This is a genomic window from Pseudoalteromonas sp. L21 (assembly GCF_021728035.1).
Classification (GTDB): domain Bacteria; phylum Pseudomonadota; class Gammaproteobacteria; order Enterobacterales; family Alteromonadaceae; genus Pseudoalteromonas; species Pseudoalteromonas arabiensis.
Genome location: NZ_JAKKCV010000003.1, coordinates 55,336 through 80,420, shown reverse-complemented (window position 1 = coordinate 80,420; position 25,085 = coordinate 55,336). Strand labels below are relative to the sequence as shown.

Below are 25,085 nucleotides of genomic sequence, written 5' to 3'. Positions count from 1 at the left end.
AGTAATGAGAAATTTATCTAAAGTAACTGCACTTGCAATTCTTATGTCACTATCGGGTGCAGCTTTCACTGCACCGGCTTTAGCTGCGCCAGATTACGCGAAAATTGAAGCGCGTAAAAAAGCAAAAACTAAAGTGATGGGTGAGCGCGTTGGTAAAAAAGTTATTAAAGCGTTTGACTTGTACAATGAAGAAAAGCTTGATGAAGCGATTGCACTTCTTAAAGAAATTGATCCTTCGGATGAATTCGATAAGGCAACAGTCGACCGCTACTTAGGTCAAATGTATGCTCAGAAAGAGCAATACGACCTAGCGATCAAGCATATTTCAGCGGCAGTAAAGCCTGATGTTTTAAACTTTGCCGATCAAGAGCAAGGTCTTAAGCTACTAGGTGATATGTACGCGGGTACTGAGCAATACGCAAAAGCAAAAGATGCGTATTATGCTTGGATGGACTTCACAGGTGAGGAAGACGATAAAGTTTATACACGTATTGCGCAAGCAAATTACGAGTTAAAACAGTATAAAGACGTACTTCCTGCTGCAGACAAAGCAATCAAATTGGCAAAAGAACCTGCTAAAGCTTCTTACCAATTAAAGTTAGCGGCCTATTTTGAACTTAAACAGTACAAAAATATGGTTGGTGTAGCTGAAGAGATTGTTCGTGTTTGGCCTGAAGACAAAAAAGCTTGGGTTGGTTTAGGTAAATATTACCTACAAACCGAAGACTTCCAAAAAGGTCTAGCGACCATGGAAGTTGCCTATAAAAATGGCTATTTTGAAAATGAAGTCGAATACAAAGTACTTTCAAACTTTTATTCGTTAACAGAAATTCCTTATAAAGCAGCTGTGGTGCTTGAAAAGGCAATTAATGAAGAAAAAGTTAAGCGTACTAAGCAAAATATCAGTGCTGTGGCATCAAATTACCACCGTTCAAAAGATATTGAAAAAGCAGCTAAATACTATGAAGAAGCAGCTAAATTTGACGACGATGCAGAGCTTTACCGCAAAGCTGGTTCGTTACTTTTACAGTCGCAAAATTATAGTGCAGCCGTTATTCGTTTGAATAAGGCATTAGAGTTAGGTTCTGATAAAAAAGGAACAATCTACTCTGACTTAGCTGAAGCTTACTACTACCAAGAAAAGTACAAGCAAGCTTACAACGCTATTGTTAAAGCAATGGATGATCCGCGCACGCGTAAATTCGCGAAGAGCTGGTCAACTTTCATCAAAGATAAAGCCGCTCGTAACGGTGTAAAAATCTAATTGATGTTGTTTTAAACTAAAAAGCCCCTCTGGGGCTTTTTTTATGGAATTTTAAAATGCTAAGACAGATCGTATTGTTACTTGTTGCGAGTGTATTGTTGGTAGCTTGCTCTGAGCAATCTACAAAATTCCACACGTTTCAAGAAGGGCAACAAGAACTTCGTAATATTAATTATTTATTACTGAACACAGCAAACTCCTCAAAAGCAAGTGTTTGGCCTTTTTCTGAGCACTATTTAGAAGCGCGTCATCTTGCTTATCAAGGTTTAAAAAACACCCAATTAAACGAATCGCAGCAGGCCCAATTAAACTATTTAATCATTGCTGAGCGATATCCTGAGCGTTATTTTGTATGGCCTGTGCAACGGGATGTTGTGAGTCAAGCTAGCTCGCAAGGTGATTACTCAGCGCAGTCATTAGCTAGTTGGTTAGAGCTTGTAGAAACCCAGCTTATTACAGCAGAACAAAGTAATCTAAAGCTTAATAAAATCGAATTAAAGTTTTTACATGAAATGGTAAAATCTCATCTTGGTAATAATGATGAGAGTGTACAAACCGCGCTAAATAAGCTGGATCAATACTTAACTCAATATCAGCCGCGCAGCAAACTTGGTTTAGTTGGCTTAGCAAATGGTAAAGATTGGTATCAAAGTAAATTGAACTATTTTAGTGGTGAGACTAAAGCTCCATTAAATTGGCTTAGTGAGATACAAATGTCACTCAAACAACAGGTAAGTACTGATTTTGTGTTACCAGTGTCAGACTCGCATTCGACGCCATTAGTCATGAATTATTTTTCAGATAATCATCAACATAACGGTCTTGACTGGCAGTTAGAATTTGTCGACCCGCGACAAAGTAAACGCGAACTAACTCTCGCTGAGCAGTACTTTTGGCAGGTAATGATGGAAACAGATCTGGGCATTCATTATCACACGTGGAGTGAGCAGCAAGCGCGCGTGAATTTAATGAAGCGTTTAGGTGTCGAGCAAGCACAAGCTGAGTGGCTGATTGAGGATATTGTATTATATCCGGGTATGAGCTTTATTTTCGTAAGTAAAGAAGAAGGCACCGCGCTCTAAGGAGCGCAGCGTCTGCAGCGTTGAGTGGCAGGATCAGTAAGTAATCGCTCATCATCAATTTTTTCCTCACAATCACAGCAATAGCCATATTGACCAATGTCTATTTGACACAAGGCGGCTTCTAATTTTTCCAGTCGTGAGATGAGTATCTGATATTCAGGTCCTAAGTTATTTGCTGTAAGTTCAAGCCAATCTGAGGGAGGGGTATCCTTGAGTTGCGATAGCAGTTGCTGATGATAGCCTTGATCAGAATCTGCCAGCATATCAAGTAAACGTTGTCTTACCTGCGCAAGTTCAGCAGATAGCTTTGTTTGTATTTCAGTATTGTTCATCGCGGTATCTTCCAAGTGGGCAATACTGGCATTATCAAACAAAATGCGTTCGTTAATTATGATTTGTATCAATACTCGGCGCTTTGGCATACTTTCTTAGTACATCAGCGACTTCATCCTTGGCTTTTAAGCGTCTAATTTCATCAAAAAGGGCATTTGCTTGTGGGTACTGACGTTTCAAGTAACCTAGCCATTGCTTAGTACGTGAAGCAAAATATTTTTCACATTTGCTCTCATCTTGGTGCATGGAAGAGTGAATAATATGGTAAATAACATGCTCCCATTGCATTGGAGTATAGGTTTCACCATTCACATGGGCTTTAATTTGCTTTGCCAAGTCAGGCATAGCCAATGCGCCACGGCCTATCATTAAATCATTACACTGACTTCTGGTTTGACATAAGAGAGCATCTTCAATCTGCCAAATTTCGCCATTGGCGACAACCGAAATTGCTTTACCTTTTATTAAAGGTGGGATTTTCTCCCAATAGGCAGGCGGGTTATAGCCATCTCGTTTGGTTCTTGCGTGAATAGCTAAGCTTGAGGCGCCCGCGCTCACAACGGCATCAACAATTTCTTGGCTATTGCTATCATCATCAAAGCCTAGCCTTATTTTGGCACTCACCTGATGAGCAGGATCGACGGCCTCTCTAACCGCTTTAATAATGTTATGCATGTGCTCAGGATCTTTTAAAAGTACCGCGCCGCCTTTACTTTTATTTACCGTTTTTGCCGGACATCCAAAGTTTAAGTCTATCCCGTGCGAGCCAAGGCGGATCGCTTTGACTGCATTATCAGCTAAAGCATTCGCGACTTGCCCCAATAGTTGAATTCTGACCGGTGTGCCAGCACGTGTATAACCACCTGTTTTTAGCTCAGGGCAGTAGCGATGAAATACACGCTCTGGTAGTGTTGCGTCAACGACACGTACAAACTCTGTGACGCATAAATCGAATCCACCTAAGTCTGTTAGGAGTTGTCGCATCTTAAAATCGACAACGCCTTCCATCGGTGCTAAAACTAATTGCATGGATAAATTTTACTTAACAAAAAATGGATGCGTATTCTACCTGTTATTGCCACTATGATAAATCGTAATTTGTATTTGTAGAATGTCGATTAAATTAGAAAAGTATGAAAGTAATTTTTATTTGTCGGGTCTAATCTAATAACCGTTATGAAAAAGAGAGTCATCATATGAACACAATTAAGCAAAATTCAATCGCCTTAACACTAGGTGCCGTTGTTATTGGTGCGTCAAGCTTCGCAGCAAGTGACGCACACGCAAATCCATTTGAGTTTCAGCAAATGCAAGCAGGTTATCAGTTAGATGCTGCTGAGGGGAAGTGTGGCGAAGGGAAATGTGGCGGCGATAAAAAAGCTGGCAAAGAGGGTAAATGCGGCGAAGGCAAGTGTGGCGGCGATAAAAAAGCTGGCAAAGAAGGCAAATGCGGCGAAGGCAAATGTGGCGGCGATAAAAAAGCTGGTAAAGAAGGCAAATGCGGCGAAGGTAAATGTGGCGGCGATAAAAAAGCTGGCAAAGAAGGTAAGTGCGGCGAAGGCAAATGTGGCGGTGATAAAAAAGCTGGCAAAGAAGGTAAGTGCGGCGAAGGTAAATGTGGCGGCGATAAAAAAGCTGCAAAAGAAGGTAAGTGTGGCGAAGGTAAATGTGGTTCAAACCACTAAGCGTTCACTTAGCTTTTAAAAGGGCCATTTAGGCCCTTTTTAGTAGGAGGTAGTATGTCATTTGAAACAACATCTGTATTTGGGCAAATAGGATTAGGCCTGCGCCGAGAAATGCTTGATGAAATGTTAAAAGGTGTCCCTAAACCAATTGATTTTCTGGAGGTAGCACCTGAAAATTGGTTAAAGTTGGGTGGTCGGTTTGGAAAACAGTTTAAGCAATTAACTGAACGCAACGCGTTTGTTTGTCATGGTTTATCTTTGTCTATAGGTTCACCTGCTGAACTTGATGTAGAATTTGTGAAATCACTAAAGGCTTTTTTTAAAGAGCATAATATTCGCTTTTTTAGTGAGCATTTAAGTTATTGTTCAGGTGAAGGGCATATGTATGATTTAATGCCTATTCCATTTACAGAAGAAGCTATCAAACACGTTGTTGCGCGTATTAAACAAGTTCAGGATATCCTTGAGCAGCAGATTGCAATAGAAAATGTTTCATATTACGCTGCGCCAGGTCAAGAAATGACAGAGCTGGAGTTTACTAACGCCGTATTAGCAGAGTCTGATTGTAAGCTTTTAATTGATGTAAATAATATTTATGTTAACTCAATTAATCATGGTTATGATGCGGAGCAATTTTTAAAAGGTTTACCAAGTCAGCGAATTGCTTATGGGCACGTGGCAGGACATTACACAGAAGCTGAAGACTTGCTGGTTGATACACATGGTTCCCCTGTCATTGATCCTGTTTGGCAGCTGCTTGAAAAAGCGTATTCTTTTCACGGGGTGTTTCCAACTCTTCTTGAGCGGGATTTTAATATTCCACCGATGGCGGAGTTGCTAACAGAGCTAAGCACCATTGAAAAATTACAACTTTCAGCAAGCAAGGTGAAATACAGTGCCTAGTCATTTTATAGAAGTTCAGCAACAATTTATGGCCTATATTCGTGACCCAAAACACAATAAAAAGCCAATAAATATTGAAGGGCGTAGAATGGCGATTTATCGTGATCTGTTTTTCAATAATGTTGAAGGTTTTGTAAGCTCTGCCTTTCCCGTTCTAAAGAGCCTGTATACACCAAGTGATTGGCAAAATATAATTCGCCTCTTTTTTAGTCAGCATAATTGTAAGTCTCCATATTTTCTTGATATTGCTGGTGAGTTTTTAGAGTTTATTGCTACAAGTTACTCAAAGCAGCCTACAGACCCTGATTTTATGTTAGAGTTGGCACATTATGAGTGGGTTGAATTGGATGTATCTGTTGCACAACCGCAGGAACACGAAACAGCTTTACAAACAAATCAGGTTACAAATGCGGGTTTGTTTTTAAGTAGTTTGGCACGTAATTTAAGTTATACGTACCCCGTTCATACAATCAGTGTAGACTACCAACCACAAAGCCCGCTTACGGAGCCATGTTATTTCGTTGTTTATCGAGATAGTGATGATGAGGTACAGTTTTTATCAACAAATGCGATGACAGCATTGTTATTAAGTATCATTGAAACGAAACCGGGTATAAATTTAAATTCGCTCTGCCAAGAAGTTGCTAAACACGCTCCTCAATTTAGTCAAGAACAGTTATACCAAGGCGCACTTAATACCTTAAGTGCAATGGCTGAACGTGGTGTGATCGTTACTAAATCATTGCTCTAAAATACCGCAAAAAGCCTTTATTGATAGGGATACATCGACTATCATGTGCGCCTTATTGTGTCGTGCTTAAATAAAGGTAGTAACTATGTCGAATGATAAAGACTTTAAAGATCCGTTCAATGCAACTTATTTTATTGCGTTTTTAGCCGTATTTGCTGGCATTGGCTGTCTAAACGCTATCCTTGGTTGGATCACTGCTTTATCTTAATTTGCGCAAGTAAATTTAAGACACTAGGCTGCATTATGCAGCCTTTTTTATTACTGTTGATACAGTTCAAGGATTAATTTTGGATCTTGCTACCGACTTTCTACGAAGGTGATGTTATACTCTCGAGCTTTGTTAGATAAAATTTTTGAGCAGTATAATTATGACTCAAGCAACTTCAACGCTCATTAAACAGAGCATTGCAACAATTGCTGATTACCCTAAACCGGGTATTATGTTTCGTGACGTAACAACCCTAATGGCAAACGCAGACGCGTTTAAAGCAACCATTGACAGCTTTATTTCAGCGTATAAAGATCAAGGTTTTACAAAAATAATTGGTACAGAATCTCGTGGTTTTATTTTTGGTGCACCACTTTCATATGCACTAGGTATTCCATTTATTCCAGTTCGTAAGCCAGGTAAACTTCCTCGTGAAGTCATTTCACAAAACTATCAATTAGAGTATGGTGAAGATACATTAGAGCTTCATACCGATGCTATAGTTGCTGGTGATAAAGTGTTATTAGTTGATGATTTACTTGCTACAGGTGGCACAATTGAAGCAACAGCAAAACTAGTTGCTAAACTGGGTGGTCATGCAACCGATGCTGCGTTTGTTGTATCTTTACCAGAGCTGGGTGGTGAGCAACGTGTTGCTGATATGGGCATCAAAATTTTAAAGTTGGTTGAATTCGAAGGCGAATAATTAATGAGTTATCAGGTTCTAGCAAGGAAATGGCGACCACAAACCTTTCACGAGTTAGTGGGGCAGTCTCATGTTAAGCAAGCATTGGTTAATGCATTAACACAAAATAGACTCCATCATGCTTATCTCTTTACTGGAACCCGTGGGGTGGGTAAAACAACCATCGCACGTATATTCGCAAAAAGCCTCAACTGCGATAAGGGTATCTCTGCAGAGCCGTGCGGGCAATGTTCAAGTTGTACTGACATTGAAGCCGGCCGTTATATTGATTTATTAGAAATCGATGCGGCTTCACGCACAAAGGTAGAAGATACCCGCGAAATTCTTGATAACGTGCAATACGCACCAACCCGAGGTCGGTATAAAGTTTACCTAATCGATGAAGTTCACATGCTGTCAAAGCATAGTTTCAATGCTTTGCTAAAAACACTGGAAGAGCCACCAGAGCATGTGAAGTTTTTATTAGCAACGACCGATCCACAAAAATTACCAGTGACGATTTTATCGCGTTGTTTACAGTTTAATTTAAATGCGTTGTCGCAATCAGAAATTCATGAGCAGCTTGCCCATGTTTTACAACAAGAGCAACTCAGCTTTGATGATAAATCATTACAAGCACTTGCGAAAGCCGCTGATGGCAGCATGCGCGATGCGCTCAGCTTAACTGACCAAGCGGTGGCACAAACGAATGGCAATATAAGTTATCAAGCCGTACAGAGTATGCTTGGTTTAATGGATATACACTATAGCCAAACGATGTTAGCCGCAGTACTTTGCCAAGATGGGGATGCGCTGTTAGCTGAGATAAAAAACTTAGTCAGCCGTAATCCTAATTTTGTTGCTTTGCTTGATGATCTGATTGCACTTACTCATTTAATTCAGCTAGTACAGCTGGTGCCCAGCGCAGCAGCACTTGATGAGAGTAATCGTGAGTTTATAGAACAGGTTGCGCAAACAACGGATGCGCAGCAGATACAAGTTTATTACCAGCTACTTTTGAATGGTAAAAAAGATCTGCAATGGGCGCCGGATGCCAAACTAGGTTTTGAAATGATCATGCTGCGTTTGCTCGCATTCCAACCAACGCAATTTGCGCAAAGTCAAACACCAACAAATAGCCAACAGCAGGTTAAACCTAGCGGTGCAGGCGCATTGCGTGATATTTTGAAAAGATCATCGACGCAACGTGAACAAGCAGCTTCAGAGCAAGCACTTTTAGCACAAAGCTCTGCTAAGACAACGGCTGTACCTTCAAAGCCTCAGCCAACACAAGCTGAACCTGTTGAAGCAGAGCCTATTCAAGCTGCTACAGCAGAGATGGCGCAAAGCCCTAAGTCTGCTCAGCAAATTGAAGCAACAGCAGTAGAACAGCTAGATGCTAACCAGCAGCCCCAGCAATCCGCTACAACTGGATTGACCGCAGAAGTTAAAGCTGCGCCACAACAGCAAGAGCAAAGCTTCTCAGAGCAAGTGCCTGCAGCTGAATACTCATCACCAGAGTATTCTTCGCAAGATTACATGATTGATCATGATGCGCAAATGGACCCATCACTTGCTGCGCAATACGATGATGTGATGAATAGCGCCTATGATCAGGGCTTTACTGCCAATGAAGTACCTGCGCCTCAGCAACAGCAAACAGCACCAGCACAATTACAACAGCAGCAAAGTCATGCGCAGTCGGCCATTGCTCGTATTTTACAAGACCGCAATATTTCAGGTGCAGGGCGTTTAAGTGGTGCAGCAACGCAAACTAATGCTAAAGCAGAACCACAGCCTGAAGCGAAGCCCAAAGCAGAGCCGCCAGCGCAACAAAGCGCAGTTGCTACGAATCATCAACCTCAGCAGCGACAAGTGGCTGTTGAAGTAAAAAAGCCCAGCCCCCAGCTGACGGGGGAGAGTCATAATAAAGTAAAAAAAGTCGACTTTAGAGAAAAGCATCAAACAATCACCGAAAACTTAGCGCCTGAGTTGCTTGAGCAAATCAACCCACAAAAAGCGCCAGAGCCTGTGATTGAAGAAGCCAGTATTCCTGTACCTGATGATTTTGAAAGCCCGATCAGCAGTATTAAATTTGCACACGAACAAGATGAATGGGCGTATTTAATAAAACGTATGGGGCTAGGTGGTCGAATGCGACAATTTGCATTGCACTCGATTTTCACAAAGAATAATAATCAAATGCACATTGAAGTTGACTCATCACAGCGTCACTTAGACAGTGCAGTACTAAGGCAAAAGCTCAATGCTGCATTAAGTGAAATTTACGGTCATAATGTAGAACTGAGTATCGAGTTTGCTGATGGTGTTATTGACTCTCCGTATTTGATCCAACAAAAGATTGATGCAGGTCGTCATCAACAAGCCATTGATGTAATAAATAGTGATGAAAACATAGTGCAATTTCAGCAGTTATTTAGCGCTATAATCGATGAAAACAGTATTCAGGCATTGTAATTAGTTACAATAGCCCTTATCTTCATGCCAATTAAAGTAGTTTTAGAAAGAGAGACAGTTATGTTTAAAGGTGGAATGGGTAACATGATGAAGCAAGCGCAGCAAATGCAAGAGCGCATGCAAAAAGCCCAAGACGAAATCGCTAACCTAGAAGTAGTAGGTGAAGCTGGTGCAGGCCTAGTGAAAGTAACTATGCTTGGTAACCACAATGTACGTCGTGTTGAATTAGATGAAAGCCTAATGGAAGACGACAAAGACATGATCGAAGATTTGCTTGCGGCAGCGTGTAATGATGCTGTACGCCGTGTTGCAGAAGAAACACAAGAGCGCATGAGCAAAGTAACTGGCGGTATGCAATTACCACCAGGTATGAAAATGCCTTTCTAAGTGACTCTATATGCAACTATCGCCTAGTTTAACACAGCTGATTGAAGCATTGAGATGCCAACCTGGCATTGGTCCTAAGTCGGCACAGCGCATTGCTTTTCATTTGCTTGAACGAGACCGTCAAGGTGGCAAGCAGCTTGGTCATGCATTGACTAAAGCTATGGATGAAGTAGGACATTGTCAGTCGTGTCGTACTTTTACAGAGCAACCCGTGTGCGATATCTGTTTAAGTGTTAAACGTCAAGATAGTGGTTTATTGTGTGTGGTAGAATCACCAACCGATGTGCTGGCTATTGAGCAAACCGGTCAATACCAAGGGCTTTATTTTGTTTTAATGGGTCACTTGTCGCCAATTGATGGCATAGGACCAAAAGAGATTGGCCTTGATATTCTTGAAAGCAGGTTGCAACAAGGTGGCATTAATGAGGTGATCCTCGCAACCAACCCAAGTGTTGAAGGTGAAACCACAGCCCATTATATTGCAGAGCTTTGTCATAAGTACCAAGTAGGTGCATCTCGTATTGCTCATGGTGTCCCTGTTGGTGGTGAGCTCGACTTACTTGATGGTATGACACTGATGCATGCATTTAGCGGGCGACGCGCCGTAAACCAAAACTAAATGGTATTAAAAGCCTGCTTTATGCAGGCTTTTTTGTGTCTACATTCGATTTTACCCGTAAATTTAATTTTTTGCCTTGAAGTTCAAAAAGCCTGCCCCATATAAAGAGTCATAGTGCAGATAAGACACTTTGTTAATTGGAGATTTACACAATGACTGCAGCACAAAAAGAAACATTAGGCTTTCAAACAGAAGTCAAACAATTATTAAACCTGATGATTCACTCTCTTTACTCTAATAAAGAGATTTTCCTACGTGAGCTGGTATCAAACGCGTCAGATGCGGCAGATAAATTGCGTTTTCTAGCGCTTTCAAATGGCGATTTATACGAAAATGATGCGGATTTAAAAGTACGTATCAGTGCCGATAAAGACGCAAACACGGTAACCATTACTGATAACGGTATTGGTATGAGCCGTGAAGATGTGATCAATTCATTAGGTACGATTGCAAAATCTGGCACCGCAGAATTTTTCCAAAACCTAACAGGTGACCAAAGCAAAGATTCACAATTGATTGGTCAATTCGGCGTCGGTTTTTACTCAGCATTTATCGTGGCTGATAAAGTAACAGTGCGCACGCGTAAAGCGGGTGAAAGCCAAGGTATTGAATGGCAGTCAGCGGGCGAGGGCGAGTACACGTTACAAGAGATTGATAAGCCTGCGCGTGGTACGGAAATCATCCTTCATCTTCGTGAAGACGAAACAGAGTTTGCTGATGAATTCCGTTTACGTAGCATCGTAACTAAATACTCAGACCACATTTCTATTCCAGTTGAAATGTATAAAGCAGAAGTACCTGAATCTGAAGGGCCTGATGGTGAGAAAATTCCAGCACAGCCAGGTGAGTGGGAAGGTATTAACCGCGCGACTGCACTGTGGACTCGTGACAAGTCAGAAGTCACAGACGAAGAGTACAAAGAGTTTTATAAACACATTGGTCATGATTGGGAAGAGCCACTAAGCTGGGCACATAACAAGGTTGAAGGTAAAACAGAATACACGAGCTTGTTATACATCCCGAAAAAAGCACCTTTCGATTTGTGGAACCGTGAGCGTCAATCAGGTTTAAAACTGTATGTACAACGCGTTTTCATTATGGATGACGCTGAGCAATTCATGCCAAGCTACTTACGTTTTGTGAAAGGTTTACTTGATTCAAACGACTTACCACTAAACGTGTCGCGGGAAATCTTGCAAGACAACAAAGTAACGCAAGCAATCCGTAAAGGTTGTACATCGCGTGTACTTAAAATGCTTGAGCGAATGGCGAAAAACCGTGAAGAAGATTATCAATCTTTCTGGAACGAATTTGGTCAGGTGTTAAAAGAAGGCCCTGCAGAAGACATGGCAAACAAAGAAGCCATTGCTAAGCTACTGCGTTTCGCTTCTACACACACTGATGAAAGCACACAAAATGTATCGCTTGAACAATACATTGAGCGTATGAAGCCAGAGCAAGACAAAATCTACTATGTAGTTGCTGATTCATTCGCCGCAGCGAAGAGCTCACCGCACTTAGAGATTTTCCGTAAGAAAGGCATCGAAGTATTGCTATTAAGTGACCGTGTTGATGAGTGGATGATGAGCTACTTAACTGAGTTCAACGAAAAATCATTCCAGTCAATCACCCGTGGTGACTTAGATTTAGGCAACATGGATGATGAAGAAACCAAAAAAGCGCAAGAAGAGTCAGAAAAAGAAGTTGCTGGCCTAGTTGAGCGTATTAAAACAGCCCTAGGTGATAGCGTTAAAGACGTACGCTTTACGCACCGTCTAACTGACTCGCCAGCATGTGTTGTTGCTGATGAGCACGATATGAGCTCACAAATGCAAAAGTTAATGGAATCTGTTGGTCAGACAGTGCCTGAACAAAAGCCAATTTTTGAGCTTAACCCAGAGCATCAGCTTGTTAAACACCTTAATGTTGAACAAGATGAAGACAAGTTTGCTCAGTGGTCACACGTATTGCTTGATCAAGCGTTACTAGCAGAACGCGGTACTTTAAAAGACCCTGCTGGCTTTGTAACTCGCTTAAATAAACTTATGCTAGATATAAGCAAATAAGCGTTATAGCTGAATGAGTTGGGAAAGGGAGCAAGGCTCCCTTTTTTATTGCTGCTAATATAGGCAATTGGTATAAGTTACTTGAGGTATAGCCTCAGTTGTGGAAGAATTCAGGCTTTAAAAACAAAACTCCACTGATCGACCATTTTTAAGATTAGTATCACACAGAGGACAATGATATGCGCATTATTCTTTTGGGCGCGCCGGGTGCAGGTAAAGGTACTCAAGCTCAGTTTTTGATGGACAAATACGGTATTCCACAAATTTCTACGGGCGATATGCTGCGTGCAGCAATTAAAGAAGGTACACCACTTGGTCTTGAAGCTAAAAAAGTAATGGATGCAGGTCAATTAGTATCTGATGAAATTATCATCGGTCTAGTTAAAGAGCGCATTGCTAAGCCAGATTGCGAAAAAGGTTTTTTACTAGATGGTTTCCCTCGTACTATTCCTCAAGCAGATGCAATGAAAGAAAATGGCGTGGTAGTTGATCACGTTATCGAATTTGACGTTGCTGACGAAATCATCGTTGAGCGTATGGGCGGTCGTCGCGTACACCCAGGTTCTGGTCGTGTATACCATGTTGTTTACAACCCACCTAAAGTTGATGGTAAAGACGACATAACTGGTGAAGATCTAATCATTCGTGATGACGACACTGAAGAAACAGTGCGTAAGCGTTTAGGTATCTACCATGACCAAACTAAACCATTAGTTGATTACTACCAAGCTGAAGCAAAAGCAGGTAACACGCAGTACCATAAATTAGACGGTACACAAGCTGTTGAAACAGTAAGCCAACAACTTGGTGAGTTACTTGGTTAATCTTAGGATTAACTGAGCAATAAAAAACCGCCTTTTGGCGGTTTTTTATTGCTCAATGAGGCTTTAAAGCTTTTTTAAAGCCTCAATTGCACCACTGTAATCAGGCTCTTTCGATAAGTTATCAACAAGTTGTTTATAGACGATTTTGTGCTCGTCATTTAAAACAAATACGGCGCGGGTTAATAAACCCATATCTTTAATAATTAAACCATATTGCTCGCCGAAATTACGCCACACAGAGTCCGAAAGTGCCGTCACTTTGTCTATATTCTCCGCTTTACAAAAGCGCTTTTGCGCAAACGGTAAATCAGCACTTAAAGTCAGCATCGCGATACTAGGGTATTCGGCAGCTACTTTTTCATTAAAATGTTTAGTCTGAATACTACACACACCTGTATCTAGGCTTGGCACCACACTAATAAGTACCGCTTTGCCTTTGTAGTCATTTAGGGTGACTGGTGTAAAGCTATCATCTACTACTTTAAAATTAGGTGCTTGTTGACCAACTTCAACACCTTGACCTAGTAAAGTAACTGGTTTTGATTGAGCAGATACTTTACCCGCATCAAGGGTGTTTTCTGGTAACTCGCTTGCGTAACTAAATGTACACAGTGAGCCAATTGCAAATATCAATGGGCGTATCATAACTTCATTCCTTCAAATTAACGCATTTTACATCAGTGTATTATACTGAGTTAATAGCGCCAAGGTTTACAGTAATTTAAAATTGTAAATAAAGGGTAGTTTGATTAACATGTGTACGCAGCTCGATTTTTATTAATAATAACAATAATAAAGTTAGTTTTTTGTGTTTGTGACTAGTTAAAAAGTGCGGATTTAGAGAGAGTGTATGTCGACATCGGTATTAGTGTGTGATGATTCAAAATTAGCGCGTAGGCAATTAGCGCGCTCTTTACCAGATGATTGGGATATCAAAATTGAATTTGCAGAAAATGGAGTTCATTGCATCGAGCAAATCAAGGTACTCCAGCCAGAAATATTATTTCTGGATTTAAATATGCCTGAAATGGATGGCTATGAGGTTTTACAAGCCATTCAAGAGCAAGGGCTACATGTCCTGACTGTCGTCGTGTCTGGCGATATTCAACCTAATGCACATCAACGTGTCCTTGAGTTAGGGGCTATCGACTTTATTCAAAAGCCTTGTTCACCTGAAAAACTCGCAAGTATCATTGAGTATCATGGCATTAAAGATAAAGCCATGCGTGAGCGTCTAGCAAATAAGTTGGGTGAGCAGGTCGATCCTGATGTACGAGATATATATCAAGAACTCACAAATGTGGCGATGGGTCAGGCAGGCGACTTACTCGCGCGCTTACTCAATGTGTTTGTCAAGTTGCCTATTCCTAATGTGAATGTATTAGAAGTGAATGAGCTAGATATGGCACTTCGCTCTATTGATGCAAATGCTTCAACGTCTGGTGTTTGCCAAGGTTTTATTGGTGGGGGAGTATCAGGAGAAGCTCTGCTACTTTTGAATGATTCAAGCTTTAAAGAAATCGCCTCATTAATGAACTACGAAGGCGAGTTAAACAATAAAGTTGAGCTTGAATTGTTAATGGATGTCAGCAACATTTTAATTGGTGCTATTTTATCAGGGCTCTCTAAGCAGCTTGATATGCGCTTCAGCCAAGGCCATCCTGTTGTTCTAGGTCAGCATTGTGATGTTTCTGACTTAGTCAAAGCTAATAAATCTCGCTGGCAACGAACGCTGGCCATCGAGATCAGCTACGGCATTGAAAATCATAATATCAATTGTGATTTGATGTTGCTATTCACCGAGGACTCGTTGAAGACCTTAAAATATAAAGTAGCTTATTTACTAGAAGATTAAACTTATGCCAGCAGCCGACTTTAATATGAATGAACTCCATTGGTTAATGGATATGTTTAATACTGTTGATGTAGGCCTTGTGGTGCTCGACAGGGACTATAAAGTGTGTATTTGGAATGGCTTTATGGAGAACCATTCAGGGCTATTACCAAGTGCGGTGAAAGATAGAGATCTGTTCGATTTATTTCCATCAATTGATGAAAAGTGGTTTCGAAGTAAATCCGAGTCGGTATTTATTCTTAATAATCGCTCATTCACCATATGGGAACAGCAACCATATATTTTCCGCTTTAAGAACTACCGACCTATTACTGGCAAAGCGGATCATATGTATCAAAACGCGACTTTTATACCGCTAACCACGACGACAGGTGAAGTTTCTCATATTTGTATCATTATTTACGATGTTACCGACGAAGCTGTGAATAAAAAAGAACTTGAAGAAGCAAACTCAAAACTTGAGCTAATGAGCCGTACGGATGCATTAACACAACTGACAAACCGCGGGTTTTGGGAGCAAAAACTTCGCAAAGAATACATGCGTATTGTGCGAAGTGGTGGTTGCAGTACATTATTGATGTTCGATATTGATCATTTTAAAAACGTTAATGATGAACACGGACACAGCGGGGGCGATGAAGCGTTACGCCATGTTGCAGACTTGCTGCGTAAAACCCTACGAGAAACCGATTTAGCAGGTCGCTACGGTGGGGAAGAGTTCGCCATTACGCTACTGGATACCGACTATGATGGTGCCGTTATATTTGCAGAAAGGTTACGTGAGTTAATTGAGAACTCGTCAATCTACTACAAAGAACAGCAAATCAAATTAACGGTAAGCATTGGTTTTGCTTGTTTTGACGAAAAATTTGATCGTTATGAAAAATGGATTGAAGCGGCAGATAACGCGCTTTACCATTCAAAAGAAAATGGTCGAAACAAAGTAACAGCCTATTCAGATTTAAAAGACTAAAGGTGTTTAGCACTTTAGTCTTTTTAAGATTCAAACTATTCAGTAGCGTGTCTTGTATCACTTGCTGGGCACTCGCCTATTACAGAGATCTCACCAGTTGCTGACTCTTGTTCTAGTTTTACCTTAAAGCCCCATAATCTATAAAGATGTTTTAATACTTCATCTTTAGATTTAGCAAGGGGGATACTGTTATGAGGCACGTAACGCAATGTGAGTGAGCGATCGCCTCTTATATCAACATTATAAATTTGTATATTAGGCTCGTGATTACTTAGGTTGTATTGGGCTGAAAGCGTCTCTCTTACTTGGTGGTAACCTATTTCATCATGAATAGCTCCGACATTAAGCGTTGGTTCTTTTTCGTGATCGATAATGGTAAAGAGCTTAAAGTCACGAATAATTTTTGGTGATAAAAACTGGCTTATAAAGCTCTCGTCTTTAAAGTTTTGCATTGCAAAGTGGAGTGTTTCCAGCCAATCACTGCCAGCATATTCTGGAAACCACTTTTTATCCTCCTCGGTCGGGTTTTCACAAATGCGGCGAATATCAACCATCATGTTAAAACCAAGGGCATAAGGGTTAATCCCTGAATAATAATTACTGTTGTAGGGCGGTTGATACACTACATTGGTGTGGCTTTGTAAGAACTCGAGCATAAAGGCATCAGTGAGCTTACCTTCATCATATAGGTGGTTCAAAATGGTGTAATGCCAAAATGTTGCCCAGCCTTCATTCATCACTTGGGTTTGTTTTTGAGGGTAAAAATATTGCGAAATTTTACGCACAATACGAATGATTTCGCGCTGCCATGATTCAAGCAGCGGGGCATTTTTTTCTATAAAATACAGGATGTTTTCTTGCGGCTCTTCTGGGAAGCGGCGTTCGCGTTTTTTAGATTCTTGCTGTGAGGTTGGAATGGTACGCCACAGTTCATTAACTTGAGATTGCAAGTAATCTTCACGTTCTTGCTGGCGCTTTTGCTCTTCGTATAGCGAAATACGTTGTGGGCGTTTATAGCGGTCAACACCATAATTCATCAAGGCATGACATGAGTCGATGAGGTTTTCGACCTCGTTGATACCGTATTTCTCTTCGCACTTAGCAATATAATTTTTGGCAAATAATAAGTAATCAATAATTGAACTGGCATCAGTCCAAGTTTTAAAAAGGTAATTGCCTTTAAAAAATGAGTTGTGACCATAGCAAGCATGGGCCATCACCAAAGCTTGCATTGGTAGCGTGTTTTCTTCCATTAAATAGGCAATACACGGGTCTGAGTTAATTACAATCTCATAAGCGAGGCCCATTTGCCCACGTTTATAGTTTTGTTCGGTTTGAATGAACTTTTTACCATACGACCAGTGACTATAACCAATCGGCATACCCACACTCGAATAGGCATCCATCATCTGCTCAGCGGTTATTACCTCAATTTGATTCGGGTAAGTATCGAGCTTATAAATATTCGCTACCCGTTCAATCTCAGTTTGATATTCTGCTAATAAGTCAAATGTCCAATCAGGACCGTCGCTAATACGTTTATCGGCCATACTTTACCTCACTCGCAAGGCTATGCGGCGCCTTGTTGCTGACGATTCTTTTTAAATAATTCACGGAAAATAGGGTAAATGTCCTCAACGCCACGGATATGTTGCATTGCAAAATTGTCGTGGGTTTGCGCTATAGATTGATACTCACGCCATAAACTTTGATGAGCACGGGCGGTAATTTCAATATAGGCGTAATAGCGCACCGCCTTTAACAGTTTATTACGTAAAATTTCGCCACAGTTTGGCGAGTCATCGGCCCAGTTATCACCATCAGAGGCTTGTGCTGCGTAAATGTTCCACTCTTCAGGGTTATAACGCTCGGCGATGATCTCATTCATCAGTTTCAATGCACTTGATACTATAGTGCCACCCGTTTCCTGAGAATAGAAAAACTCCTGTTCATCCACTTCTTTGGCTTGAGTGTGGTGGCGAATATAGACGACTTCTATATTTTTGTAGCTACGGGTTAAAAATTGATACAGCAAAATATAAAAGCGTTTTGCCATGTCTTTGGTCGCTTGATCCATCGAGCCTGACACATCCATTAAACAAAACATCACGGCTTTGCTTGTAGGGTGTGGTCGTTTTTCATAGTTACGAAAACGTAAGTCGTAATTATCAATAAAGGGCACTGCTTTAATACGACTTTGCAGCTCCTCGATTTGCCGTTCAAGTAAAGCAATGGCCGCCTTGTCTGGTTCTTCCTCTGCTTGTAGCAGTGCTAGTTGACCCTCAAGCTCAGCAAGGTGGCGCTTTTTGCCTGCGCTCATTGCTACTCTACGAGCAAGTGAACCCTGCAGTGAACGAACAATATCAATATTACTGGGCATGCCATCATTACAAAAACCAGCACGATGGGTTTTCATTTGTACGAGTTTATCGAGCTGATTTTGTTGTAGATTAGGCAGTTCAAGATCTTCGAACAACAAGTCTAAGTATTCATCTTTAGAAATAGAGAACACAAAGTCATCTTGCCCCTCACCGGAGTCACTGGCTTCACCTTCACCACTGCCACCCCCTTGGCCGCCTCCCTGCGGGCGCTTGATTTTGTCGCCCGTAGAAAATTGGTCATTACCTGGGTGGATCTGTTCACGGTCGCCACCACGTCCTTGATGAAAAATAGGCTCACTAATATCACGCTGCGGAATAGAAATACTCTCGCCGCTGGTGGTATCGGTGACGCTGCGCTTATTAATGGCATCAGATACCGCTTCTTTAATCTGTTTTTTATAACGCCTGATGAACCGTTGACGATTCAAGGTACTTTTGTTTTTTCCATTCAGGCGTCGGTCAATAAAATGCGCCATAACAACCCCCTTAAAACAAACGTTTTTTACTGCGATTTTCTAACGCGTAAATACCATTCAGAAAGTAAACGTACTTGTTTTTGGGTATAGCCTTTCTCAACCATACGATTGACAAAGTCTTCGTGTTTTTTCTGATCTTCAGCCGAAGTTTTCGCATTGAAGGAAATAACCGGTAGGAGATCTTCAGTATTTGAGAACATTTTCTTCTCGATAACCGTGCGAAGTTTTTCGTAACTGGTCCAAAGTGGATTCTTGCCTTGGTTGTGTGCACGAGCACGCAGTACGAAATTGACTATTTCATTACGGAAATCTTTCGGATTTGAAATACCCGCAGGTTTTTCAATTTTCTCAAGCTCTGCGTTCAGTGCCGCACGGTCAAATAACTGGCCAGTATCAGGGTCACGGTATTCTTGATCTTGGATCCAGAAATCAGCATAAGTGACGTAGCGATCAAAGATGTTTTGCCCGTATTCAGAGTAAGATTCTAAATAGGCTGTTTGTAACTCTTTGCCAATAAACTCAACGTATTGTGGAATAAGGTAGCCTTTTAAGTGGCTTAAGTAACGTTCTTCAACATCGGCAGTAAATTGCTCACGCTCAATTTGCTGCTCAAGTACATAAAATAGATGTACAGGGTTTGCAGCCACTTCTGTGGTATCAAAGTTAAATACCCGCGATAGAATCTTAAATGCAAAGCGGGTAGAAAGCCCTGTCATGCCCTCGTCAACACCGGCATAGTCGCGGTACTCTTGATACGACTTAGCTTTCGGATCGGTGTCTTTTAAGCTTTCGCCATCATATACCCGCATTTTTGAATAAATACTTGAGTTTTCAGGCTCTTTCATTCGCGAAAGCGTGGTAAATTGCGCCAGTGTTTTTAATGTACCAGGTGCGCATGGTGCATCGTGTAATTCACTGTTTTCAAGCAGTTTATTATAAATTTTAACCTCTTCAGAAACACGTAAACAATAAGGTACTTTGACGATGTAAACACGGTCAAGGAATGCTTCATTGTTTTTATTGTTTTTGAATGTTTGCCACTCAGACTCATTTGAGTGAGCTAAAATCATGCCGTTAAACGGCAGGGCACTAATACCTTCAGTCCCATTATAGTTACCTTCTTGGGTTGCAGTAAGTAGTGGGTGTAGCACCTTGATGGGTGCTTTAAACATTTCCACAAACTCCATTAAACCTTGATTTGCTAAACAAAGCGCACCCGAGTAGGCATATGCATCGGGGTCATTTTGTGCAAAGTGTTCAAGTTGGCGAATATCGACTTTACCAACGAGTGCTGAAATGTCCTGATTGTTTTCATCGCCAGGCTCTGTTTTAGCTATCGCGACTTGATTTAAAATTGATGGGTAGCGCTTAACCACTCTAAATTGGCTAATGTCACCGTTAAATTCACTTAAACGTTTTGCAGCCCATGGCGACATTACGGTTTTTAAATAACGTGGTTTAATTCCGTATTCTTTTTCTAAAAGCTCAGCGTCTTCATTTGGGTCAAATAATGCTAGAGGATGATCGTTAACAGGCGAGCCTTTAATTGAATAGATAGGTACTTGTTGCATCAAGTATTTAAGCTTTTCGGCGATTGATGATTTACCTCCACCCACCGGACCAAGTAGATAGAGAACTTGCTTGCACTCTTCTAAACCCTGAGCTGCGTGTTTTAAGTACGCAACGATTTGCTCAATTGCATCTTCCATCCCATAAAAATCGTGGAAGGCAGGGTAGCGTGCGACCACGCGATTTGAAAACAGCCTGCTTAAGCGGGCATCGGTTGATGTATCGATAATTTCAGGCTCACCGATAGCCATTAAAAGCCGCTCAGGCGCGCTGGCATAAGCTGATTTATCCTTCTTACAGATTTCGAGAAACTCCTCAATACTGTATTCTTCTTCTTGCGCTGCTTCGTATCGTGATTGGTAATGCTCAAAAATACTCATAGAGACCTCCGAAAACCCGCTAAAATGACGTGTAATTAGATTAAGAGAAAAGCAAAGGTTATTTAAAGCTTAGTCAGGATTTTGACTTTTTGCGCAAGAAAATTAAGAATTTAATTGAAAAAAGCTCATCTTGATTAGGGTTTTTGAGTGAGGGCTTGGCTGCGGCTTAGGAAGGGCGTGCACTAGCAATAAAAAAGACGCCGAAGCGCCTTTTTTGATTACTGTTTGTTACAGAAGATTAAGCGAAGTTAGCGTTCGCGAAGTCCCAGTTAACAAGTGCCCAGAAACCTTTTAAGTAATCTGGACGAACGTTACGGTAATCGATGTAATAAGCGTGTTCCCACAGATCCACAGTAAGGATTGGTGTTACACCTTCATCAGTTAACGGAGTTGCAGCATTTGATGTGTTTACGATATCAAGTGTGCCGTCAGCTAGTTTAACTAACCAAGTCCAGCTTGAACCAAAGTTGTTTACAGCTTTATCGTTTAATGCGTCTTTGAATGCTTCGAAAGAACCCCATTTAGCGTTGATCGCATCAGCGATAGCGCCAGTAGGCTCACCACCACCGTTTGGAGATAGGCTGTTCCAGTAGAAAGTGTGGTTCCAGATTTGTGCAGCATTGTTAAATACACCACCTTCTGAAGAACATACAATTTCTTCTAGAGATTTATTTTCGAATTCTGTGCCCGGGATCAGGCCATTTAGTTTCACAACATATGTGTTGTGGTGTTTACCGTGGTGAAACTCTAGCGTTTCTTTTGAAATATGTGGCTCTAATGCATCGATTGCGTATGGTAGTGACGGTAGTTCAAATGCCATTTTTTATCTCCATCTTCTTGGTTGATAGTCCACCTAGTTATAGGTAATAGCAAGCTAAACAGCGTACTCACCTATACCAAGTGGTATTATAGTGTTACTATAATTGTTGAGTATTTTACTCAAGTTTTAGCAAACAGCAATGCTCTTGCTACGACTATTTAAAATTGTGGCTGTGTTTGCCATTCTAAGTAATATATCTGAGGCCACAGTGAATCTTTTTCAAGGCCAAAGTAGTAAGCCAATGTATTTTGAGGTTGTAAATGGAAACCATCGATAAAATTAAACAGCAAATTTCTGAAAACCCAATCCTTTTGTATATGAAAGGATCACCAAAATTACCTAACTGTGGTTTTTCTTCTCAAGCATCACAAGCACTAATGTCGTGTGGTGAACCATTTGCTTACGTTGACATCTTACTAAACCCTGATATCCGTGCAGAGTTACCTGCATACGCTAACTGGCCAACCTTCCCACAGCTTTGGGTTGAAGGCGAGCTTATCGGTGGTTGTGATATTATTATTGAGATGTTTCAGCGTGGTGAATTACAACCACTGATTGCAGAAACTGCTGCAAAGTACAAAGAAGAAGACGCTGAATAATCGAATTTAGTGTAGGAAAGAGCCGCATTTGCGGCTTTTTTTTATAGCAATTTTATTAAGCAGGCAGCAAAACATGCACGCTCAAACCACCTTGCTCACGGTTGTGTAAGCTAATTTGCCCGTGGTGTGCCTCTACTATTTCCCTGCAAAGTGCTAAACCTAGACCACTGCCTGTCGCTTTGGTTGAGTAAAAGGGAATAAGCGCATTGGCCATTACGGCTTCACTCATGCCTTTGCCTTTATCACTCACTGTGATGTGGGTGCCGCTAGCTTCTTGTTGCACCGTTAAACTGACCTCTTCTGGGTTTGAGCCTGACTCATGGGCATTTTTTAACAGATTTATCAGCAGTTGTTCCAGGTGTGTATGATCGGCCTGAGTTGATACATCCTCATTAAGAGTCACATTGACCTGCCACTGATTTTTTAATTGCTCAATTAAGTTAGTCCAATTTATTGTGATTAATTGCGGGGTGGGCAGTTTGGCAAATTTACCATAACCTTGTACAAATTCATTTAAGTGCTTGATACGATCTTCTATTGTTGTAAACACTCGTTTTAAACGTGGCTCATCAACTTCTTTTGTGAGTAGTTGGGCACTATGTAGCATGGATGACATAGGACCAAGCGAGTTATTAAGTTCATGGCTAATAATGCGGATGACCTTTTTCCACACTTCGACTTCTTGACGACTGAGCTCTCTCGTTAATTGCTTAAAGACAAGTAATTGGTGAAATTGGTTGTTTAGTAATAATCGGCCGGTAGCCATATGCCAAGTTTGTGATTCTTGATCTACTCTATCTAAAGTGAATAATCCATCAATGCCTTTGTTGACGGCGCGTGTAAGCTGCTCAGAACAGTGCGTAAGCAAGCTTTTGAGTGTTAATCCTTCAAGTGCTGATTTTTTTTCAAATAGGCTGCGTGCGCTGTGGTTGCTGTATACAATAAAGTCTTGGTCGTTTACCAGCAGTACCGCTTGCGGCGAGCTTTGTAATACTTTATCGAGCATTAATTCGCGTTGGTAAATCCATTGTTTTTCTTGGCGAAGTTGTTTGGCGGTTTGATTATAAAGGTGGCATAAATGACCCAATTCGTCCTTGCCGTTATATGCAAGTAATGAAGCAAGTTCGCCATCTTTAAAATTCAGCAAGCCAGTTTCAAGGGCGGCCATGCCATTGACTAATGGCGCACTTAACTTATAAGCAAGAAAGCCAGATATAAAAGCACAAAGTAAAGAAGCGAGTACTATATTTGCCCAAGGTATAGCCAAAAAGTAGCTAGTGGCCAGTAGCGGCAGAATTGCTGCCATAATGCATAAAGCAATAATTTTATAGCGAAGCATTAATATTCTATCTTAAATTTATCAAGTCTACGGTATAGAGCTTGTCTGCTAAGACCAAAATGGCGTGCTACCTTAGCAATTACACCTTGGTATTCTCGCATCGCTAGTTCAATGTCTTGTTTTGTTGGCTCCGTTTTGCTCTTCAGTGTATTTTCTTTTTCAACTTGTAAGCCAAAATCGGCAAGTTCAATGGTGCCCGTGGGTTTCAATACCGCTGCGCGCTTACAAGCATTTTCAAGTTCACGCACATTACCAGGCCAATTATGGGCGAGGAGGGCTTTTTCAGTGCTAAGTGACAGTGTGCGCTCAGGTAAAAAGTGTGCAACTAAGGCTAAAATGTCATCTGGGCGATGAGCTAAGCGTGGTAAATTTAACTCAATCACATTTAAGCGGTAGTAGAGGTCTTCACGAAATTGACCTGTTTTAATTGCGTGGCTTAAATCTTCATTGGTTGCTGAAATAACTCTAACATTCACTTTACGGGTTTGCGTTGAACCTAAACGTTCAAATTCGCCGGTTTGTAAAATGCGTAATAGTTTCATTTGCCCTGATAGCGGCAAGTTACCAATTTCGTCTAAAAATAAGGTGCCACCATCGGCCGCTTCAAAACGACCAATACGTTGTTTAGTAATGCCGGTATACGCGCCGGCTTCTGCACCAAATAGCTCAGCCTCTATAAGTTCGCTTGGTAGGGCTCCTGCATTCACAGTGATAAAAGGTTTATCAGCCAATAATGAATTTGCTTGAATTATTTGTGCAATCCGCTCTTTACCACTGCCGTTAGGGCCTGTGATCAAAACCGAAATATCCGACTTAGCAACCTGAATGGCAAGGTTGACGATATGCTCCATGGCCGTACTTTTATAAACTAGGCCAACTAAATTGGCATTATGTACAGATGCTTCACGTTCTTGCTGGTGGCGGGCAAAGGTTTCGTTTTGTTGTTTTGCCTTACCCAGTTCTATCAGATTATTTACACAGGTAAGCAGCTTTGTATCGTCCCATGGTTTTGGTAAATAATCAGCAGCGCCTGCTTTGACGAGTTCAACGGCCGTGGAAAGCTCTGTCCAAGCGGTGATTAAAATGATCGGTAAATGAGGGTTAATCTCTCGTAAGGCATAAAAGAGTTCTTTGCCTTCTTCGCCTGAGGTTGTGTCGGCGGTAAAGTTCATGTCTTGAATAACAAGTGCAATACGCTGGTACTGTACAGCCTGAGTTGCCTCAAAAGGGTTGCTTGCTGTAACAACCTCAAAGTTATGAATTTCGAGTAATAATGACAACGCATCTAAGATAGCAGGGTTGTCATCAACGATAAGTATTTTTTCCATATTGTTGTTTTAGTTATTTTCCTAATCAGGTGCAAGGTAAATGCTACACTGTTAATCCAGTGTAGCATAGGTTGGGAGAA

At 41.2% G+C, this 25,085-nt stretch carries 24 protein-coding genes; 15 read left to right on the top strand and 9 right to left on the bottom strand.

Translation table 11 applies throughout. The features are described from left to right. Nucleotides 1–4: 4 nt before the first annotated feature. A complete protein-coding gene (locus tag L3V41_RS09160) occupies nucleotides 5–1,264 on the top strand; it encodes a tetratricopeptide repeat protein (protein WP_062570718.1) in 1,260 nt (419 codons plus the stop codon). Between the two features lie 56 nt (nucleotides 1,265–1,320). Further along, nucleotides 1,321–2,346 (top strand): hypothetical protein, encoded by a 1,026-nt coding sequence (locus L3V41_RS09155; protein WP_237127614.1) that lies wholly within the window; start codon nucleotides 1,321–1,323, stop codon nucleotides 2,344–2,346. Here the strand turns inward: L3V41_RS09155 and L3V41_RS09150 are convergent. Next, a complete protein-coding gene (locus tag L3V41_RS09150; RefSeq protein ID WP_062570809.1) occupies nucleotides 2,343–2,678 on the bottom strand; it encodes a TraR/DksA C4-type zinc finger protein in 336 nt (111 codons plus the stop codon). The two genes, L3V41_RS09155 and L3V41_RS09150, sit on opposite strands and share 4 nt — an antisense overlap. Before the next feature lie 52 nt (nucleotides 2,679–2,730). Then, nucleotides 2,731–3,708 (bottom strand): tRNA-dihydrouridine synthase, encoded by a 978-nt coding sequence (locus L3V41_RS09145; protein WP_062570720.1) that lies wholly within the window; start codon nucleotides 3,706–3,708, stop codon nucleotides 2,731–2,733. Nucleotides 3,709–3,875: 167 nt separating this feature from the next. Between L3V41_RS09145 and L3V41_RS09140 the strand changes: the two genes are divergently transcribed. The 10 genes from L3V41_RS09140 (at nucleotide 3,876) to adk (ending at nucleotide 13,285) form a co-directional block, all read left to right on the top strand. Beyond that, nucleotides 3,876–4,364, top strand: a complete 489-nt coding sequence (locus L3V41_RS09140) for a hypothetical protein (protein WP_062570721.1) — start codon at nucleotides 3,876–3,878, stop codon at nucleotides 4,362–4,364. Between the two features lie 54 nt (nucleotides 4,365–4,418). Next, the gene (locus L3V41_RS09135) at nucleotides 4,419–5,267 is read left to right on the top strand and encodes a DUF692 domain-containing protein (RefSeq protein ID WP_062570722.1); all 849 of its coding nucleotides are present in this window, start codon (nucleotides 4,419–4,421) and stop codon (nucleotides 5,265–5,267) included. Then, entirely contained in the window at nucleotides 5,260–6,018 is a 759-nt protein-coding gene (locus L3V41_RS09130) for a putative DNA-binding domain-containing protein (protein WP_276325285.1), read from the top strand. Before L3V41_RS09135 ends, L3V41_RS09130 begins: the two co-directional genes overlap by 8 nt. A gap of 85 nt (nucleotides 6,019–6,103) precedes the next feature. Then, nucleotides 6,104–6,226 carry a hypothetical protein gene (locus L3V41_RS19925; RefSeq protein ID WP_256213662.1) on the top strand — a complete coding sequence of 41 codons (123 nt, stop codon included), beginning with the start codon at nucleotides 6,104–6,106 and terminating at the stop codon, nucleotides 6,224–6,226. Between the two features lie 160 nt (nucleotides 6,227–6,386). Beyond that, complete coding sequence (gene apt, locus L3V41_RS09125; protein ID WP_062570723.1) at nucleotides 6,387–6,932, top strand: adenine phosphoribosyltransferase; 546 nt, start codon at nucleotides 6,387–6,389, stop codon at nucleotides 6,930–6,932. A gap of 3 nt (nucleotides 6,933–6,935) precedes the next feature. Further along, nucleotides 6,936–9,389: a DNA polymerase III subunit gamma/tau gene (dnaX, locus tag L3V41_RS09120; protein ID WP_237127613.1), complete on the top strand. Its 2,454-nt coding sequence runs from the start codon at nucleotides 6,936–6,938 to the stop codon at nucleotides 9,387–9,389. Nucleotides 9,390–9,449: 60 nt separating this feature from the next. Beyond that, on the top strand, nucleotides 9,450–9,776 hold the full coding sequence (locus tag L3V41_RS09115; protein ID WP_016707773.1) for a YbaB/EbfC family nucleoid-associated protein: 327 nt from the start codon (nucleotides 9,450–9,452) through the stop codon (nucleotides 9,774–9,776). A 10-nt stretch (nucleotides 9,777–9,786) separates the two neighbouring features. Next, nucleotides 9,787–10,395, top strand: coding sequence for a recombination mediator RecR (gene recR / locus L3V41_RS09110; protein WP_062570725.1), 609 nt, complete (start codon nucleotides 9,787–9,789; stop codon nucleotides 10,393–10,395). A gap of 152 nt (nucleotides 10,396–10,547) precedes the next feature. Beyond that, complete coding sequence (gene htpG, locus L3V41_RS09105; protein WP_062570729.1) at nucleotides 10,548–12,461, top strand: molecular chaperone HtpG; 1,914 nt, start codon at nucleotides 10,548–10,550, stop codon at nucleotides 12,459–12,461. Nucleotides 12,462–12,640: 179 nt separating this feature from the next. Then, nucleotides 12,641–13,285, top strand: a complete 645-nt coding sequence (gene adk / locus L3V41_RS09100) for an adenylate kinase (protein WP_058585238.1) — start codon at nucleotides 12,641–12,643, stop codon at nucleotides 13,283–13,285. A gap of 63 nt (nucleotides 13,286–13,348) precedes the next feature. Here adk and tpx read toward each other — a convergent pair whose 3' ends face one another. After that, nucleotides 13,349–13,930, bottom strand: a complete 582-nt coding sequence (gene tpx, locus L3V41_RS09095) for a thiol peroxidase (RefSeq protein WP_062570730.1) — start codon at nucleotides 13,928–13,930, stop codon at nucleotides 13,349–13,351. Nucleotides 13,931–14,135: 205 nt separating this feature from the next. On the opposite strand from tpx, the gene L3V41_RS09090 reads away from it, so the two are divergent. Continuing rightward, nucleotides 14,136–15,140, top strand: coding sequence for a response regulator (locus L3V41_RS09090; protein ID WP_062570731.1), 1,005 nt, complete (start codon nucleotides 14,136–14,138; stop codon nucleotides 15,138–15,140). A 4-nt stretch (nucleotides 15,141–15,144) separates the two neighbouring features. Beyond that, nucleotides 15,145–16,113, top strand: coding sequence for a diguanylate cyclase (locus L3V41_RS09085; protein ID WP_130151412.1), 969 nt, complete (start codon nucleotides 15,145–15,147; stop codon nucleotides 16,111–16,113). Between the two features lie 35 nt (nucleotides 16,114–16,148). Here the strand turns inward: L3V41_RS09085 and L3V41_RS09080 are convergent, their stop codons facing one another. The 4 genes from L3V41_RS09080 to L3V41_RS09065 all read right to left on the bottom strand — a co-directional run bounded on the left by L3V41_RS09080 (nucleotide 16,149) and on the right by L3V41_RS09065 (nucleotide 21,739). Further along, complete coding sequence (locus L3V41_RS09080; protein ID WP_062570733.1) at nucleotides 16,149–17,663, bottom strand: SpoVR family protein; 1,515 nt, start codon at nucleotides 17,661–17,663, stop codon at nucleotides 16,149–16,151. A gap of 20 nt (nucleotides 17,664–17,683) precedes the next feature. After that, nucleotides 17,684–18,970 (bottom strand): YeaH/YhbH family protein, encoded by a 1,287-nt coding sequence (locus L3V41_RS09075; protein ID WP_237127612.1) that lies wholly within the window; start codon nucleotides 18,968–18,970, stop codon nucleotides 17,684–17,686. Between the two features lie 26 nt (nucleotides 18,971–18,996). Beyond that, the gene (locus L3V41_RS09070) at nucleotides 18,997–20,919 is read right to left on the bottom strand and encodes a PrkA family serine protein kinase (RefSeq protein ID WP_237127611.1); all 1,923 of its coding nucleotides are present in this window, start codon (nucleotides 20,917–20,919) and stop codon (nucleotides 18,997–18,999) included. 238 nt (nucleotides 20,920–21,157) lie between these two features. Beyond that, entirely contained in the window at nucleotides 21,158–21,739 is a 582-nt protein-coding gene (locus tag L3V41_RS09065; protein ID WP_036967613.1) for a Fe-Mn family superoxide dismutase, read from the bottom strand. A 260-nt stretch (nucleotides 21,740–21,999) separates the two neighbouring features. Between L3V41_RS09065 and L3V41_RS09060 the strand changes: the two genes are divergently transcribed. Further along, nucleotides 22,000–22,338, top strand: coding sequence for a Grx4 family monothiol glutaredoxin (locus L3V41_RS09060; RefSeq protein WP_062570736.1), 339 nt, complete (start codon nucleotides 22,000–22,002; stop codon nucleotides 22,336–22,338). Between the two features lie 55 nt (nucleotides 22,339–22,393). Here L3V41_RS09060 and L3V41_RS09055 read toward each other — a convergent pair whose 3' ends face one another. Together L3V41_RS09055 and L3V41_RS09050 are read right to left on the bottom strand one after the other, a co-directional pair. Then, a complete protein-coding gene (locus tag L3V41_RS09055; protein WP_062570737.1) occupies nucleotides 22,394–23,677 on the bottom strand; it encodes an ATP-binding protein in 1,284 nt (427 codons plus the stop codon). Further along, nucleotides 23,677–25,005, bottom strand: coding sequence for a sigma-54 dependent transcriptional regulator (locus L3V41_RS09050; protein WP_193988660.1), 1,329 nt, complete (start codon nucleotides 25,003–25,005; stop codon nucleotides 23,677–23,679). Before L3V41_RS09050 ends, L3V41_RS09055 begins: the two co-directional genes overlap by 1 nt. Between the last annotated feature and the right edge of the window lie 80 nt (nucleotides 25,006–25,085).

Excerpts from the sequence above, each read along its gene's own strand:
- L3V41_RS09160 (WP_062570718.1), top strand. The coding sequence starts at position 5 with ATGAGAAATTTATCTAAAGTAACTGCACTTGCAATTCTTATGTCACTA.
- L3V41_RS09155 (WP_237127614.1), top strand. The coding sequence starts at position 1,321 with ATGCTAAGACAGATCGTATTGTTACTTGTTGCGAGTGTATTGTTGGTA.
- L3V41_RS09150 (WP_062570809.1), bottom strand. The coding sequence starts at position 2,678 with ATGAACAATACTGAAATACAAACAAAGCTATCTGCTGAACTTGCGCAG.
- L3V41_RS09145 (WP_062570720.1), bottom strand. The coding sequence starts at position 3,708 with ATGCAATTAGTTTTAGCACCGATGGAAGGCGTTGTCGATTTTAAGATG.
- L3V41_RS09140 (WP_062570721.1), top strand. The coding sequence starts at position 3,876 with ATGAACACAATTAAGCAAAATTCAATCGCCTTAACACTAGGTGCCGTT.
- L3V41_RS09135 (WP_062570722.1), top strand. The coding sequence starts at position 4,419 with ATGTCATTTGAAACAACATCTGTATTTGGGCAAATAGGATTAGGCCTG.
- L3V41_RS19925 (WP_256213662.1), top strand. The coding sequence starts at position 6,104 with ATGTCGAATGATAAAGACTTTAAAGATCCGTTCAATGCAACTTATTTT.
- apt (WP_062570723.1), top strand. The coding sequence starts at position 6,387 with ATGACTCAAGCAACTTCAACGCTCATTAAACAGAGCATTGCAACAATT.
- dnaX (WP_237127613.1), top strand. The coding sequence starts at position 6,936 with ATGAGTTATCAGGTTCTAGCAAGGAAATGGCGACCACAAACCTTTCAC.
- L3V41_RS09115 (WP_016707773.1), top strand. The coding sequence starts at position 9,450 with ATGTTTAAAGGTGGAATGGGTAACATGATGAAGCAAGCGCAGCAAATG.
- recR (WP_062570725.1), top strand. The coding sequence starts at position 9,787 with ATGCAACTATCGCCTAGTTTAACACAGCTGATTGAAGCATTGAGATGC.
- htpG (WP_062570729.1), top strand. The coding sequence starts at position 10,548 with ATGACTGCAGCACAAAAAGAAACATTAGGCTTTCAAACAGAAGTCAAA.
- adk (WP_058585238.1), top strand. The coding sequence starts at position 12,641 with ATGCGCATTATTCTTTTGGGCGCGCCGGGTGCAGGTAAAGGTACTCAA.
- tpx (WP_062570730.1), bottom strand. The coding sequence starts at position 13,930 with ATGATACGCCCATTGATATTTGCAATTGGCTCACTGTGTACATTTAGT.
- L3V41_RS09090 (WP_062570731.1), top strand. The coding sequence starts at position 14,136 with ATGTCGACATCGGTATTAGTGTGTGATGATTCAAAATTAGCGCGTAGG.
- L3V41_RS09085 (WP_130151412.1), top strand. The coding sequence starts at position 15,145 with ATGCCAGCAGCCGACTTTAATATGAATGAACTCCATTGGTTAATGGAT.
- L3V41_RS09080 (WP_062570733.1), bottom strand. The coding sequence starts at position 17,663 with ATGGCCGATAAACGTATTAGCGACGGTCCTGATTGGACATTTGACTTA.
- L3V41_RS09075 (WP_237127612.1), bottom strand. The coding sequence starts at position 18,970 with ATGGCGCATTTTATTGACCGACGCCTGAATGGAAAAAACAAAAGTACC.
- L3V41_RS09070 (WP_237127611.1), bottom strand. The coding sequence starts at position 20,919 with ATGAGTATTTTTGAGCATTACCAATCACGATACGAAGCAGCGCAAGAA.
- L3V41_RS09065 (WP_036967613.1), bottom strand. The coding sequence starts at position 21,739 with ATGGCATTTGAACTACCGTCACTACCATACGCAATCGATGCATTAGAG.
- L3V41_RS09060 (WP_062570736.1), top strand. The coding sequence starts at position 22,000 with ATGGAAACCATCGATAAAATTAAACAGCAAATTTCTGAAAACCCAATC.
- L3V41_RS09055 (WP_062570737.1), bottom strand. The coding sequence starts at position 23,677 with ATGCTTCGCTATAAAATTATTGCTTTATGCATTATGGCAGCAATTCTG.
- L3V41_RS09050 (WP_193988660.1), bottom strand. The coding sequence starts at position 25,005 with ATGGAAAAAATACTTATCGTTGATGACAACCCTGCTATCTTAGATGCG.